The organism is Yoonia sediminilitoris (assembly GCF_003058085.1).
In the GTDB taxonomy this organism is placed as follows: Bacteria; Pseudomonadota; Alphaproteobacteria; order Rhodobacterales; family Rhodobacteraceae; genus Yoonia; species Yoonia sediminilitoris.
In genome coordinates, this window is sequence record NZ_QBUD01000002.1 from 207,527 (window position 1) to 221,765 (window position 14,239).

14 protein-coding genes are annotated in these 14,239 nt (G+C 56.9%); 3 read left to right on the forward strand and 11 right to left on the reverse strand.

Annotated features, from left to right (window positions below):
• Positions 1–45: 45 nt before the first annotated feature.
• The 6 genes from C8N45_RS05925 to hslO all read right to left on the reverse strand — a co-directional run bounded on the left by C8N45_RS05925 (position 46) and on the right by hslO (position 6,575).
• The gene (locus C8N45_RS05925) at positions 46–1,248 is read right to left on the reverse strand and encodes a class I SAM-dependent RNA methyltransferase (RefSeq protein WP_108385324.1); all 1,203 of its coding nucleotides are present in this window, start codon (positions 1,246–1,248) and stop codon (positions 46–48) included.
• Positions 1,249–3,081, reverse strand: coding sequence for an ABC transporter ATP-binding protein (locus C8N45_RS05930; protein ID WP_108385325.1), 1,833 nt, complete (start codon positions 3,079–3,081; stop codon positions 1,249–1,251).
• Positions 3,082–3,307: 226 nt separating this feature from the next.
• Positions 3,308–3,889, reverse strand: a complete 582-nt coding sequence (locus tag C8N45_RS05935; RefSeq protein ID WP_245882569.1) for a LysE family translocator — start codon at positions 3,887–3,889, stop codon at positions 3,308–3,310.
• Positions 3,882–5,009, reverse strand: coding sequence for a CCA tRNA nucleotidyltransferase (locus C8N45_RS05940; RefSeq protein WP_108385326.1), 1,128 nt, complete (start codon positions 5,007–5,009; stop codon positions 3,882–3,884). The genes C8N45_RS05935 and C8N45_RS05940 overlap by 8 nt, the downstream gene beginning before the upstream one ends.
• Positions 5,006–5,590 (reverse strand): CoA pyrophosphatase, encoded by a 585-nt coding sequence (locus C8N45_RS05945; RefSeq protein ID WP_108385744.1) that lies wholly within the window; start codon positions 5,588–5,590, stop codon positions 5,006–5,008. Before C8N45_RS05945 ends, C8N45_RS05940 begins: the two co-directional genes overlap by 4 nt.
• The gene (gene hslO, locus C8N45_RS05950) at positions 5,583–6,575 is read right to left on the reverse strand and encodes an Hsp33 family molecular chaperone HslO (RefSeq protein ID WP_108385327.1); all 993 of its coding nucleotides are present in this window, start codon (positions 6,573–6,575) and stop codon (positions 5,583–5,585) included. Before hslO ends, C8N45_RS05945 begins: the two co-directional genes overlap by 8 nt.
• Before the next feature lie 77 nt (positions 6,576–6,652).
• Here hslO and C8N45_RS05955 point away from each other — a divergent pair, with 77 nt between their 5' ends.
• The gene (locus tag C8N45_RS05955) at positions 6,653–7,093 is read left to right on the forward strand and encodes an NUDIX domain-containing protein (protein WP_108385328.1); all 441 of its coding nucleotides are present in this window, start codon (positions 6,653–6,655) and stop codon (positions 7,091–7,093) included.
• Positions 7,094–7,150: 57 nt separating this feature from the next.
• Here C8N45_RS05955 and C8N45_RS05960 read toward each other — a convergent pair whose 3' ends face one another.
• Positions 7,151–7,417, reverse strand: a complete 267-nt coding sequence (locus tag C8N45_RS05960) for a DUF2934 domain-containing protein (protein WP_108385746.1) — start codon at positions 7,415–7,417, stop codon at positions 7,151–7,153.
• Positions 7,418–7,734: 317 nt separating this feature from the next.
• Between C8N45_RS05960 and C8N45_RS05965 the strand changes: the two genes are divergently transcribed.
• Both C8N45_RS05965 and C8N45_RS05970 read left to right on the forward strand, forming a co-directional pair.
• On the forward strand, positions 7,735–8,952 hold the full coding sequence (locus C8N45_RS05965; RefSeq protein ID WP_108385329.1) for an argininosuccinate synthase: 1,218 nt from the start codon (positions 7,735–7,737) through the stop codon (positions 8,950–8,952).
• Positions 8,949–9,413, forward strand: a complete 465-nt coding sequence (locus C8N45_RS05970) for a GNAT family N-acetyltransferase (protein WP_108385330.1) — start codon at positions 8,949–8,951, stop codon at positions 9,411–9,413. Before C8N45_RS05965 ends, C8N45_RS05970 begins: the two co-directional genes overlap by 4 nt.
• Here the strand turns inward: C8N45_RS05970 and C8N45_RS05975 are convergent.
• From C8N45_RS05975 to C8N45_RS05990, 4 genes are read right to left on the reverse strand one after another with little or no spacing between them, the layout of a single operon-like run.
• Positions 9,397–10,095 (reverse strand): sulfotransferase-like domain-containing protein, encoded by a 699-nt coding sequence (locus C8N45_RS05975; RefSeq protein WP_108385331.1) that lies wholly within the window; start codon positions 10,093–10,095, stop codon positions 9,397–9,399. The two genes, C8N45_RS05970 and C8N45_RS05975, sit on opposite strands and share 17 nt — an antisense overlap.
• Entirely contained in the window at positions 10,092–10,991 is a 900-nt protein-coding gene (locus C8N45_RS05980) for a D-amino acid aminotransferase (RefSeq protein ID WP_108385332.1), read from the reverse strand. The genes C8N45_RS05975 and C8N45_RS05980 overlap by 4 nt, the downstream gene beginning before the upstream one ends.
• A gap of 39 nt (positions 10,992–11,030) precedes the next feature.
• The gene (locus tag C8N45_RS05985) at positions 11,031–11,897 is read right to left on the reverse strand and encodes a ribokinase (protein WP_108385333.1); all 867 of its coding nucleotides are present in this window, start codon (positions 11,895–11,897) and stop codon (positions 11,031–11,033) included.
• Positions 11,897–14,152 (reverse strand): NADP-dependent malic enzyme, encoded by a 2,256-nt coding sequence (locus C8N45_RS05990; protein ID WP_108385334.1) that lies wholly within the window; start codon positions 14,150–14,152, stop codon positions 11,897–11,899. The genes C8N45_RS05985 and C8N45_RS05990 overlap by 1 nt, the downstream gene beginning before the upstream one ends.
• Positions 14,153–14,239: the final 87 nt, after the last annotated feature.

The following is a 14,239-nucleotide window of genomic DNA, read 5'->3' on the forward strand; positions in this document are numbered from 1 at the left end:
TACACGAAAAAAGAGGTTAACAAGAGAAAAAGTTCCGGTTCACGCTTATTTTCGTTTGAAAGGTGCCACGATTTCCACATGTGGCGACCAACGGAATTGGTCCACGACCTGCACCCAGTCCAATGTGAAGCCCGCATCAATCAATCGACTTGCATCACGGGCAAAAGTCACCGGGTTGCAGGACACCATGGCGATCGTCTTGATATCGGACGCGGCCAGCGTGGCGATCTGCGCTTCGGCCCCGGCGCGAGGCGGATCAATCACAGCTGCATCAAAATGACCCAGCTCATCCGTTTCGAGCGGACGCCGGAACAAGTCGCGTGTTTCGGTTGTGACGCGCCGCAGTTCAAACCCTTCGCGCCATCCGCGGTCAAGCGCTTCCAGCATTTCTGCTTCGCCTTCGACCGCGTGCACTTCCGACCGTTTCGCCAGCGGCAAGGTGAAAGTCCCACATCCCGCGAACAGATCAACGACCCGTTTTGCGCCACCCACAATTTCTTCTACTGCGGCCAGTAGTGCCAGTTCGCCGTCTTTTGTGGCCTGCAGGAACGCACCGGGAGGCGGAACGACGCCAGTGTCACCAAAATGTTGCGTTGGCGGGTTGATGGTGACAACCGGTTCGTCATTCCAGACAAGGCGGGTCAAACCATTCTTTTGCGCAAACGCGGCAAGTGCGACACGCAATTGGGGCGTGATTGCCTTGTCCGTTTCGACCAGCACATCAACGCCCAGCGCTGCTTCGGTGACGGTCAGGTCAATCTCGCCTTTGCGCGAACAGGCCATGACGGTGAGTTCTTCCAACGCAGGCAAGCTGGCCGTCAAGGCAGGCGTCACCAACTGGCAGTCAGGCACCGCGACAAGCGTGTTTGAGCCTTTGCCATGAAAGCCGACCATTGCACCCTTTTTCGTACGACGACCCGAGAATTTCGCACGTCTGCGCGACCGCACCGGCGATGTCATCACGTTACGAAACGCGGGCGTGATCCCTTGGGCATGCAGCGCCTTTTGCACGATACCCAATTTCCAGTCAGCCACGAACGCATCGGTCGCATGTTGCATCGCACAACCGCCGCAGGATTTGAAATGTCGGCAAGGGGCCGCAACCCGATCAGCTGATGGCGTGACGATGCGCAATGTACCGTCTTGCGCGACGTCCACTTCTTCACCGGGCAGCACCCGCGGAAGGAGTGACCGCCCATCAGACGCCCGCCCCAATCCAAGATGCGTCAAACTTTCGATAGTCAGCATTTATTCCGCCGCGTCTTTCACATTGATAAAACCACCGGACTGACGGTTCCAATAGCGGGCATAAAGCCCGTCTTTGGCCAACAGTTCCGCATGGGTGCCTTCCTCTACGACGCGGCCCGCGTCAAGGACAACAATGCGGTCCATTCTTGCCAATGTTGAAAGACGGTGGGCAATGGCGATGACGGTTTTGCCCTCCATAACAGACTCTAATGCGGCCTGAATCGATGCTTCAACCTCTGAATCCAGCGCGCTTGTCGCTTCGTCAAGCACCAGTATCGGCGCGTCTTTCAGGATCGCGCGGGCGATAGCAATGCGCTGCCGCTGCCCGCCGGACAGTTTGACGCCACGCTCGCCCAGATGCGCATCGTAACCTACCCGCCCTTTGTGGTCTTTGAGCGTAACGATGAATTCATGCGCCTCGGCCTGCCTTGCTGCGGCTTCGACTTCTTCCATGCTTGCGTCAGGCTTGCCGTACCGAATATTGTCAAAAGCTGACCTGTTGAACATCGCGGTTTCCTGCGTGACCATCGCAACATTCCGGCGCAGGCTTTCCTGTGTCACGTCACGGACGTTCTGCCCGTCAATCAGCACGTCCCCCTCTTCGGCGTCATATAACCTGAGCAGCAAGGCAACCAATGTCGATTTCCCTGCGCCAGAGGCACCGACAAGCCCAAGTTTTTCGCCCGAACCAACTGAAAGGGTCACATGATCCAGCCCGCCCGGCCCACCGCCATAGCTGAAACTGACATCCTTCAGCGCAATCTCGCCTTTCTCAGCGGACATTTCCACGGCTTCTTGCGCATCGATCAGTTCATGGGATGGGCTGAGGGTATGCATCGCATCCTCAAGCTCGCCCACGTTGGAATACATCCCCATCAGGGTAAAGCTGACCCAGCCCGTCATCTGCGCCAACCGCAATGACACCGCACCCGCTGCGACGACGTCACCCGGCGTGGCTGTGCCCACCGACCAGAAATACAACGTAATCCCGACCAGCAAGATCGGCAGCAAGCCGCCAAGTGCCATCAGCCAGAACCGGAATGACGCGGACAGCCAGCCATAGTCCACGGCCTTGCCCCAATAATGGGTCATTGCATCAATAGCCGACCGATCCTCAAACGCGTCATGGGCGAACAGCTTTACCGTCTTGATGTTGGTGATCGTATCAACCACCTGCCCTGTCACCATGGCCCGCGAGGCGGCCCGCGCCTTTGATCGTGACCGGATCAGCGGCATAAAGAACCGGATCAGCCAGATATAGGCCACCACCCACACAGTCAGCAGGGCGGCACTACGCAGATCAATCGTCAGCAGCAAAATCACGGACCCCACAACAGACGCCAGCGCGAAAGCAACAGTGTGGATCATATCGACCATCAATTCAGACGCGGCCCGTGCCGCCTGCATCTGTTTTTGCGAAATCCGGCCTGCGAAATCATTGTCAAAAAACGTAACTGCCTGCCCCAGCGTGTGCCGATGCAAGCGCGAGAGGATCAGATTGTTCAGGGCTGGGCCAACCACGACTGACTGCATAATCCCTGACAGGCCAAGGATGGCAGGCCGCAGAATGACAAAGAATGCAGAAACACCCAACAGCAAGGCAATATTGCCCGTAAAGAACCCGTCCGGCGATGAATTCAGGGCCGCATCAATCACCCAGCCCAGCATAATCGCTGTCAACACCTCCAGAGTGCCGGCCAAAGCTGATACAACACCGGCCCACCCCGTCACCTTCAGACTGCCGCCAAGGCACCATCTGAGAAACGCCATCAACGTATCGGGGGGCGGTCCCTCGGCCCGCTCAAACGGATCAATCCAACGTTCGGGTGTCATTCAGTTACCTGTTTGTGTTGCCCCGAAGGCCGCCCGATTGCGGCACCCAGAACCGGGTGTATTGTCCATTCCCGCCCGCATGGTAGATATCCGCCAAGCGATGGCAATAGCGGCGCGCCCGCCAACTTTGCGCAGGGGATGGACAAAATCACACCCCTCTCGTTTATGTAGTGCGGTTGTGTTCACGTCCAATAAATGCGCACCACAGAATTTGACTGGTCTGATTTCAAATGAAGATCAAGGCCGAAAAAACAACCAGAGCAAACGCCATGATACGCATAAAGACCCGCCACGCGCGCGGGTTTTTTAACAAATATGCAAGAAGAGTGCCTGCACAGGTCCAAAAGATGCAAACGCCAAGGTTGAGTCCACTGAAGGTTGCCGCCAGTACTCCGGCTTGCTGCATCGCTGACATTGCAGGCAGATAAGCCATTGCACTTAGCGCGACCGCCCAGACCTTGGGGTTGACCCACTGGAACAGCACGGCCTCGATGAAAGTGAATGGGCGATCATTTGCGCTGGGCTGTTTCGGGCTGGCGAACCACAGCTTGTAGGCCATCCACAAAATCCAAAGGCTGGCGCCAATCTGTAACCCCAACTTCAACGTGGGGTGTGTATTCAGCAACACCCCGACACCAAAACCCGTGAACGCTGACGTGATGCCAACGCCAATCGCCACCCCCAGAATATGCGGAATAGTGCGCTGAACACCAAAGCGGGCACCGGACGCGGTGAGCAGAATAACATTTGGCCCCGGCGAAAAGAGCCCAAAGAAAACAAACCCCATCAGGGGAAGAAACTCAGCCAATCAGGTCATCCTTGGTGAGTGTGAAGCCCGAGGCAATCCACCGCTGTTCAGCCGCTTTCATTGCAGCACCCAAGGCGGGGCCCTGCAAGTCCGGCATCAAATCCGCCGCCTTGAGCGGGAATATCTGATCAGCCGCTTTTTGCAGCTTTTGGGCAAGGTTAGGGTCTATTTGTTGTCCCACACTTGCCGCCTCGATCAGTGCTTTATCCATTGCTGTCTGCGCACCAATACGGTATGCGACTTCCAATAACGGAAACTCTGACTTGATGTGGTCAAGGTGCCGGGATTGTTGTCTGGACAAGCGCAATGCATTTACTTCGCCTCCCAGAATCGCCAATCGCCGGATCGGGTCAGGCGCGATGCCGGCCTGCTGTTCCAAATGGATCAGCACCGCCAGACTTTGGACCGTTGCACCCGGAACCACTTGCGCCAATCCGCCCGTCGCTGCGAACGACGCGACAGCAGGGGCGGGATCAGGGGCGGTCAATAATTTCAGCAATTCGCTCGTGATCCGCTCAGCCGACAGGCTGGCCAGCCCTTCGACGTTTGCAGCGCACGCCGCAAGCCCGTCGGGGTCAGGCCCATTCGCCCCGTACCATGCGTGAAACCGAAAGAACCGCAGAATGCGCAGGTAGTCTTCCTTGATCCGCTGCTCGGCATCTTCGATAAAACGAACCCTGCGCGCAATAAGGTCAGGCAAACCACCCAACGGATCAACAACGGTCCCGTCGGCAGAGACGTAAAGCGCATTCATTGTGAAATCGCGACGTCGGGCGTCATCAGTCATATTGTCGGAGAACGCGACCGTCGCGCGCCTGCCATCGGTGGCGACATCACGACGAAAGGTCGTCACCTCAAAAGGAGTATTTTGGGCAAGGATAGTGACTGTTCCATGCTCAATTCCGGTCAGAATGACTTTCAAACCCGCATCTGTCGCAAGCTGTGTGACAACATCAGGGTGCGCATCGGTGGACAGGTCCAGATCGGCGACAAGAGCGCCCAATAGTGTATTGCGGACGCATCCGCCAACAAACCATGCCTGATAACCCGCGTCTGTCAGGATGCGGCAGACCTGTTGCGCGCCCGGATCGGTCAGCCAGTCTGCCGTGATGCGGGTCATGACAAACGCTCGGCCAGCGCACGCAGAATCCGCGCGGTCGCCCCCCACACATAGTAGGGGCCATAGGGCACGGTGTAGTACAGGCGTTTGCGCCCTTGCCAGTGGCGGCCTTCTACGCGGAACATCGCCGGGTCGGTCAAATGGGCAAGGGGGACCTCGAAGACCTCACTGACTTCGCCCGCCTCGGGGATCGGATCATAATGGCCATGGGTCAGTGCCAACACAGGCGTCACACTATAACCGGTCACCGTCTGGTGGGCTGGCAAGGTCCCAAGTACGTTCACGATCTGGCCAGGTAATCCAATTTCCTCGTGCGCTTCCCGCAAGGCCGCATCAGCCAGCGTCGCATCATCAGGGTCTTGCTTGCCACCCGGAAAGGCGATTTGCCCCGGGTGATGTTTCAGCCGGGCAGAGCGTTTGGTCAGGATAACAGTCTCTGTTTCGGCCCGAACCGCAATAAGGACCGCAGCTGGGGTCAATGCGATGGCCGGGGCCTGAATATCACGGTTGAGATCAAAATCTGAGGATGCGGTGCCTTGGCGGGACAGCGCATCCATCAGACGTTGTCGCAGATCAGGCACTGCCATCCTTGGCCTCGAACCCGAGGGTTTCGGGCGCAAAAACATAGTGCGCGCCGCAGAACTGGCAGTCAGCTGTGACAGTGCCTTGGTCGGTTGTCATCGTAGCAATGTCCTTGGCCGAGTAGATCGACAGGCTTTGACGCACGCCCGCTTCGGAGCAGGTACAGCCGAATTTCACCGACTGCGCATCATAGACACGCGGCTGTTCTTCATGAAACAGACGAACAAGCAGATCGGTCGGCGCAACGGTCGGGCCGATCAATTCAATCTCTTCGACCGTATCCAGCAGCGCATTGGCGCGAGTCCAGTTTTCGCCTTCATCATCATCCAACAAATCCTGCGCCTGCAAAACGCCCTCTTCGCCTGACCCGCCTTCGCTGGCCACAAATGGGGATGCTTTGGGCATATGCTGCAACATCACGCCACCGGCACGCCAATGTACGTCTTCGCCCGGCAATTGGGACTGGCCATGGGTCAGGGCAAAACGTGTCGGAATTTGCTCTGACTGGGCAAAATAAGTCTCTGCACAGGCTGAAAGCGACCCACCGGCGATAGGTGTAATACCTTGATACGGCGCTGTCCCCTCGCCCTGATCAATCAGAATGGCAAAGTAGCCATTGCCGATCTGGCCAAACGGGTCAGCCGTATGGTCAAGCGTCTCTGCGTCATAGGATGCGTAAGCGCGAACGCGGGCGGGTTGCCCATCGTCAGTGGGGCCATAGTAATCGGTGGCGATCAGACGCGCCGGACCAGAGCCGCGCACCTGCAACGACAGTTTCCAACGCAGTTTCATCGTTTGCCCGATCAATGCAGTCAGCAATGACATCTCTGCCACCAGCCCTTCGATCATCGGCGGATAGTCATGCTGCGACAAGACCTGTTCCAGCACCCCATCCAGACGGGCAACGCGCCCGCGAATGTCGGATGCGTCAAGTTGAAATGGCAGGACGGTGTCGTCCCATGCGATCTGGGTGCCGAGGCTCATGGTCTTTCCTTACATGTCAGGGGCTGGCATACCGCGCCTATATAGGCTGGGCAAGCTTCGGTCCAAGGGGGTTAGCTATGATCAGACGGTATGGCAGTGCGCCACTGGCCGGGCAACAGTACGAAGTCCGGCACGGGGCATACGGTGTTTTGCGACGGAGCGGGCAGGTCTTGCTGACGTGGCAGGGCGGCGAACATAACGAACTGCAATTACCCGGCGGCGGGATCGACCCCGGCGAAAGCCCATTGCGTGCATTACACCGCGAAGTCTACGAGGAAACCGGCTGGAGCATCGCGCGTCCCCGACGTCTGGGCGTGTTCCGGCGTTTTACCTTTATGCCCGAGTACGACAAATGGGCCGAAAAGGTCTGTCATATCTTTATTGCACATCCGGTCCGCCGGTTGGATGAAGCACCCGAACCAGACCACACCCCTGTCTGGATGGATCTGGCCGAGGCGATTCCGCTTCTTCACAACGATGGCGACGCACATTTTGTCGCTGTTGCGGGGCGTGGATAGAAAAGAGCGGGGGGCAGTCGGTGCAAGACCGCCCAAATGCCAATCAGGCAGTTCCGCTTACGCGTCTGCCTTGCCGGCTTTCTTACGCGGTGCTTTTGCTTTTGCAGTCGTCTTTTTTGCGGCAGTCTTGGCAGCAGCCTTTTTCGCGGTCGTTGGCTTTGCAGCAGTTTTCTTGGCGGTCTTGCCTTTCGCGCCTGCTGCCTTGAGCGCGTCAATCGCTTTGAGCCAATGCTCGGTGTCGCGTCCTTCTGGCTGACCAGCTTCGCGCCAAATGAAGTAGGCCGCTTCACGAATCTGCGCATCTGTATGCTGAACTTTGGTCATTTTGATCCCCATAATGATTGATATTGGTGCTTTCCGATAGCGCTAACAACTACCAAAATGCTGCGATTGCACAATATCGAGATTATGACAACTTTAAATTGTTGCGGGTACGCAATACAGACACTGTAACGCCTTGAAAGGGTTGAAGTTAGACCGCGGGATTCCGGCTGACCTTAGCTGAAAAGCCGTTGCAAAGCCGCACTGCAGCATTTCTGGTGCCCAGTCAAAGCGACAGTGCGCGCATGGGCGCCGCCTTGCCCCTCCCGCAAAAAACCGATAACGCGCGGTTCAACTTCTGTTGACGCAAAGGCTATTCCATGACCGCCCCGAAAAAAGTTGTTCTGGCCTACTCCGGTGGCCTTGATACCTCCATCATTCTCAAGTGGCTGCAAACCGAATATGGCTGTGAAGTTGTGACCTTCACCGCTGACCTTGGTCAGGGGGAAGAGCTTGAACCAGCCCGCGCCAAGGCCGAGATGATGGGCGCATCCTCTATCCATATCGAAGATGTGCGCGAAGAGTTTGTACGCGACTTCGTCTTTCCGATGTTCCGCGCCAATGCCGTCTACGAAGGCGTTTACCTGCTTGGCACATCCATCGCACGCCCACTGATTTCAAAGCATCTGGTCGAGATTGCACAAGAAGAAGGCGCAGACGCCATCGCCCATGGTGCCACCGGCAAAGGCAACGATCAGGTCCGCTTTGAACTGGCCGCCTATGCGCTGAACCCCGACATCAAGGTGATCGCCCCATGGCGCGAATGGGACCTGTCGAGCCGGACAAAGCTGATCGAATTTGCCGAGCAGCACCAGATTCCGGTCGCCAAGGACAAGCGCGGCGAAGCACCGTTCAGCGTCGATGCGAACTTGCTCCATACCTCGTCGGAAGGCAAAGTGCTGGAAGACCCCGCAGAGGAAGCGCCTGACTATGTCTATCAGCGCACCGTGAACCCCGAAGATGCGCCCGATACGCCCGAAATGGTCGAAATCACTTTTGAAAAGGGTGATGCGGTCGCGATCAATGGCGAAGCAATGTCGCCCGCGACGATCCTGACCAGATTGAACGAACTGGGCGGAAAACACGGTGTTGGCCGTCTTGATCTGGTCGAAAACCGCTTTGTGGGCATGAAATCGCGCGGCATCTACGAAACCCCCGGCGGGACTGTCCTGCTTGAGGCGCACCGCGGGATCGAACAGATCACATTGGATTCCGGTGCCGGCCACCTCAAAGACAGCATTATGCCGCGTTACGCCGAGCTGATCTATAATGGTTTCTGGTACTCACCCGAACGGGAGATGCTGCAGGCCCTGATCGACAAGAGCCAGGAACATGTGTCGGGCACGGTCCGCGTAAAGCTGTACAAAGGGTCGTGTCAAACTGTCGCCCGCTGGTCAGATCATTCGCTTTATTCCGAAGCGCACGTGACGTTTGAAGATGACGCAGGCGCCTATGACCAGAAAGATGCCGCAGGGTTCATCCAGTTGAACGCGCTGCGTCTGAAACTGCTCGCCACACGGAACCGGCGGCTGAAGTGACCGTCCGGCTCGAACCCGTCACACGTGATGACGTGCGGCCACTGTTCGACCTGAAAGTTGCGCCCGAGGACCAGACCTTTGTCGCGCCCAACGAAAAAACGCTCGCACAAGCCCCCTATGAAACGGGGGCTTGTGTGTTTGTGATTTGGGCAGGCAACACCCGCGCCGGTTTGATCGCCCTGCTCGATTTCGCAGAGCATGAATATCTGGAAGAAAACGATGACCCTCAATCCGCCTTTGTTTGGCGGTTGATGATTGCGGATGAATTTCAAGGGCAAGGGTACGGAACGATGGCCCTTGATCTTGCTTGTGAATGGGCGCGCAACCGGGGCCGCCCGCGGATGTTCATTCAGGCGGTCACCACCAACCACGACGCGATCTCACTTTACGAGCGTTGCGGATTTGTCCGGACCGGAGTCGTGTCGGACGGCGAGGCCCAGTTGGTCAAATCGCTGATTTAGCCATCTGTTCGTAGTACGGCAACGTTTCCGCCAGCAAATCTGCATCCCGCCCTGACAATTCAGGCAGGGGCCCTTCTGCTCCAGCGAAACCAGTACTCTTGTGCACGGCATCGTACCAATGCGCAGCCCACACCCCGTCTGCGTCGCGCCGCCCCGCTGGCCAATGCAGCATGGCAGGGTCATACGGCAGATCGATTTGCGCACATAGTTTGCGCAGCATGCCCTCGGGGTTGGCCCGTATATCGGCACTGTCAATCACAATGCCACCCAACCGGTCATAAAGCGCAACCTGCTGTTCAAACCCCAGATCACGTGCAGTCACCGTTTCTCGTTTAGCGCCATAACTGGCAATCACGCGGGCAGGATGACGGATGAGATGGACGTTGACGCAGGCTTTGGCCCAGTCCAACGGAAAGCCGCCAATCATGTGATGCGGCATATGCTTCATATATAAATGTGGCTTTTGGGCTGGAATAGTATCTACGCAACGCGATGCGACCCTTTGCGGATCGGCCTCGTGTGCCGCAAGAATGTCATCTCGCATCGGATGGATGATCCCCGTTGCAGCCAGATAGGGCGCATAGAAAGGTTCATCCCAGACAGCAAAGTCGGGCCGGTTGCCAAAAGCATACATCATGGCTGTTGAAAGGTTGCGCGGGCCGGACCACATCGCGATCCTCATGATGCGGCAACCAAATCTTTGTAAAGCTGGCGGATCCTTTCTGTCATCGGACCAAGGGTGCCGGTTCCAATCTGCCGCCCGTCGATTTCGCTGACAGGCGTCTGCGCACCAAACGTACCGGTCAGGAACGCCTCGTCAGCCGAGTAGGTATCGACGAGCGAATAGTTCCGCTCGAATACAGAGATGTCATTGGCGCGGCACAGATCAATCACCTTTTGGCGGGTGATCCCGTTCATGCAATAGTCGCCCGTGCTGGTCCAGACCGCGCCCTTTTTGACGACAAAAAAGTTGCAAGCGTTGGTCGTATTCACAAAGCCATGCACATCCAGCATCAGCGCTTCATCCGCGCCCGCCTTTTCCGCCGCAATGCAGGCAAGGATGCAATTCAGCTTGGAATGGCTGTTCAGCTTGGGGTCTTGCGTCATCGGCAGACCCCGCTGGTGCGGAACAGTGGCAAGCGTGATCGGGCGCGGGATTTGGGGCTTGGAATGTTCCATGATGATTACAAATGTCGGGCCTTGCCGGGACAAGCTAGGGTGTTGAAATGGCCGATGCTTGACCCCGCGCGTGACCATCAGCCGTGCATGGGCGTCGGTTGTCATGCCATTGGCCTTTTGCGTCTCTAACACGGCGGAAATGACCCCGTTTCTGTCCAATCCGATATCCAGATCAATCGCCTTTGCCGCCTCGAACAGTCGGTCGATATGTTCATCCATGAACGCCCATTTGCCATCATAAAGGCGCAGCCCTTCCCAAACACCATCACCCAGCATAAAGCCGCTATCATAGACACTGACGACAGCCTCTGCTTTGGGCACGATCCGACCATCCAGATAAATCAGGATGTCATCATTGCGCGCATCTTCCTGTGCTTGGTGAGTTGTGACTTTGGTCATGAAATGCCCCCGCAGGCCAAGAGTGAAAGCACCAATGGATCAAGTCCGAAATGATTGGACTTCGGACAAGTCAGGGATGACGTCGGCGGTGCCATGGCGCATCACCATGAGCGCACCGGCAATTGTCGCCTGCCCGATCGCCTGTGCCATGGGCATACCCCGATCAAGTGCCGCGAGGACATAGCCGGTAAAGGTATCGCCCGCCCCGGTCGTATCCACGGGCGTCACCGGGATTGCATCGAAATGCTGCTTTTCATCACGGCCGTACCAATCCGCACCTTTACCGCCCAAAGTCACGATCACGTCAGCCAAAGGCAATTCAGCCGGTGATTTCCCTGTCGCCTGTTCCAGCTGCGCAGCCTCAACCTCGTTCAGGATCAGAAAATCAAGGTAGGGCAACACGGCCTTGACCCGATCTGCATCAAAGGGCGCGGCAGCATAGGCCACTTTCAATCCCATCTTCTTGCCCAGATCGGCAGCAGTGCGTTGCAGGTTGGTTTCATTCTGTATGACCAGCCAATCGCCGGTGTCCGCTTCGGCCATTGCTGTTTGAAGCGTACTTTGCGGAATGTTCACGTTTGCGCCCGGATGCAGCAGGATCGCATTTTCACCCTCTGGATCAACCATGATAATTGCTTGGGCCGTTTCCGTGCTGATCTCGATGATGTTGCGGGTATCCACGCCATATTCCAGCAAGCGCTGAACTGCCCAGCGCCCATCTTCTCCGACAGCCCCGATGTGGTTCACCCGCGCACCGGCACGGGCGGCCGCCACAGACATATTGGCGCCTTTGCCACCCAAAAAAAGTTTGCGGTCGATAGAGGCCAGCGTTTCCCCCGGCCCCGGTATCTTGGGTACGGAATAGACGAAATCCGCGTTGATTGAGCCCAAATTCCAGATCGCCATCAGTCTACCCCGCAGGCGGCAATCACGGCCATGTTCAGGATATCGTTCACGGTTGAAACGGTCGAACAAATCTGCACCGGTTTGCCAATCCCTGACAGGATTGGACCGATGACAGTCGCCCCCGCCATTTCCTGCATCAGTTTGACCGATATTGACGCCGAATGCCGCGCCGGAACAACCAACACGTTTGCAGGCCCGGTCAGCCGCGAGAAGGGATAATGTTCCTGCGCCTGCGTATTAAGTGCCACATCAACGGTCATTTCGCCTTCATATTCGAAATCGACGCCGCGCGTGTCCAGCACTTTCGGCGCTTGGTGCATCTTTTCCGCCCGTTCCGACACCGGATAACCGAATGTGGAAAAGGACAGGAACGCAACGCGCGGATCAAGTCCCAGATCGCGGGCGACCGATGCGCCCCGCTCCGCAATATCAGCCAGATCGTTTTCATCGGGCCATTCATGCACAAGCGTGTCGGTGATCAGGACGATACGCCCTTTGTGCAACACGGCGGTGACGCCGACTGCCCCATCGTGCGGTTGGGCGTCAAAGACGTGATTGATCAATTCAAGGACATGCGCCGATTTGCGGGTCGCGCCTGTAACCATGCCGTCTGCGTGACCATGCGCCAGCATGAGCGATGCAAAGACATGCCGGTCGCGGGCCGCAAGCCGGTGGACATCTGCCACGTCAAAACCCTTGCGTTGCAGACGTTTATACAGGAAATTCTTATAAGTTTCGAGGTACTCGGTGTTGGCCGCATTGACGATGGTCAACTCGCCCACGGCCTCACCCAGCCCTTCAGCGGTCAGCTTTTCCTTTACGTCATCTTCACGACCGACCACCAGCGCTTTGCCCATACCAGACCGCTGATAAAGCACGGCAGCGCGCAGAACGCGGGGGTCGTCCCCTTCGGCAAAGATGACTGTCGATTGTGCAGCGCGGGCGCGCGCGTTCAGGCTGCGCAACATGGATTGCGTCGGGTCCATTCGGGATTTGAGCGATTGTTCGTAGGCGTCCATATCCACGATCGGACGGCGGGCAACGCCGGTTTTCATACCCGCTTGTGCCACAGCAGTCGGGATGCGGTGGATCAGGCGGGGGTCAAACGGGGTAGGAATGATGTAATCGCGGCCAAAGCTGAGTTTCTTGCCATATGCCAGCGCCACCTCATCAGGGACGTCTTCACGCGCGAGGGCAGCAAGAGCTTCGGCGCAGGCGATCTTCATTTCGTCGTTGATTGCGCGGGCATGAATATCAAGCGCGCCACGGAAAAGGTAGGGAAACCCCAGTACGTTGTTCACCTGATTGGGGTAATCACTGCGCCCCGTAGCAACAATCGCATCTTCGCGGACGGCGTGGGCATCCTCGGGGGTGATTTCGGGATCAGGGTTGGCCATTGCAAAAATAACAGGGTTTTTCGCCATATTAGACACCATTTCCTGCGTGACCGCACCCTTGGCACTCACCCCAAGGAAAACATCGCAATCTTTCATGGCATCATCCAGACTGCGGGCTCTGGTATTGGCTGCATGGGCTGATTTCCACTGGTTCATACCGTCGGTGCGACCCTGATAGATCACACCCTTGGTGTCGCACATGATGCAATTGTCATGCTTGGCACCCATTGCCTTAAGCAGTTCCAGACAAGCAATCCCGGCGGCACCAGCCCCATTCAAAACGATTTTCACGTCTTCGATTTTCTTGCCGGACAGATGCAAGGCATTCAGCAGCCCAGCCGCACAAATCACCGCTGTCCCGTGCTGGTCATCGTGAAAGACAGGGATATCCATCTGCTCTTTCAGAGTCTGTTCGATGATAAAGCATTCAGGGGCCTTGATATCCTCCAGATTGATCCCGCCAAAGGTGGGGCCCATCAGACGCACAGCCTTGATGAATTCATCCGGGTCTTCGGTATCCAGTTCAATGTCGATGGAGTTCACATCGGCAAAGCGTTTGAACAGGACCGATTTGCCCTCCATCACCGGTTTGGACCCAAGCGCGCCCAGATTTCCAAGCCCCAGAACAGCCGTGCCGTTGGAAATTACAGCCACCAGATTGCCCTTGTTGGTGTAATCATAAGCCGTCGCAGGGTCGCGCGCGATTTCCTCGCAAGGGATCGCCACGCCGGGGGAATATGCCAGTGACAGATCACGCTGGGTTGTCATTGGCACGGTGGCCTGAATTTCCCATTTACCCGGGCTTGGTTGCATGTGGAATTGCAACGCGTCCTCGCGTGTCAGCTTGTTCTTTGCCATGATTTCCCCTCGACTACAGTCCGGCGACCATAATGTGTTCTGGATTGAACCTGCAACGGGTTGATTTCGGGGTTTCGCCGGATTCTT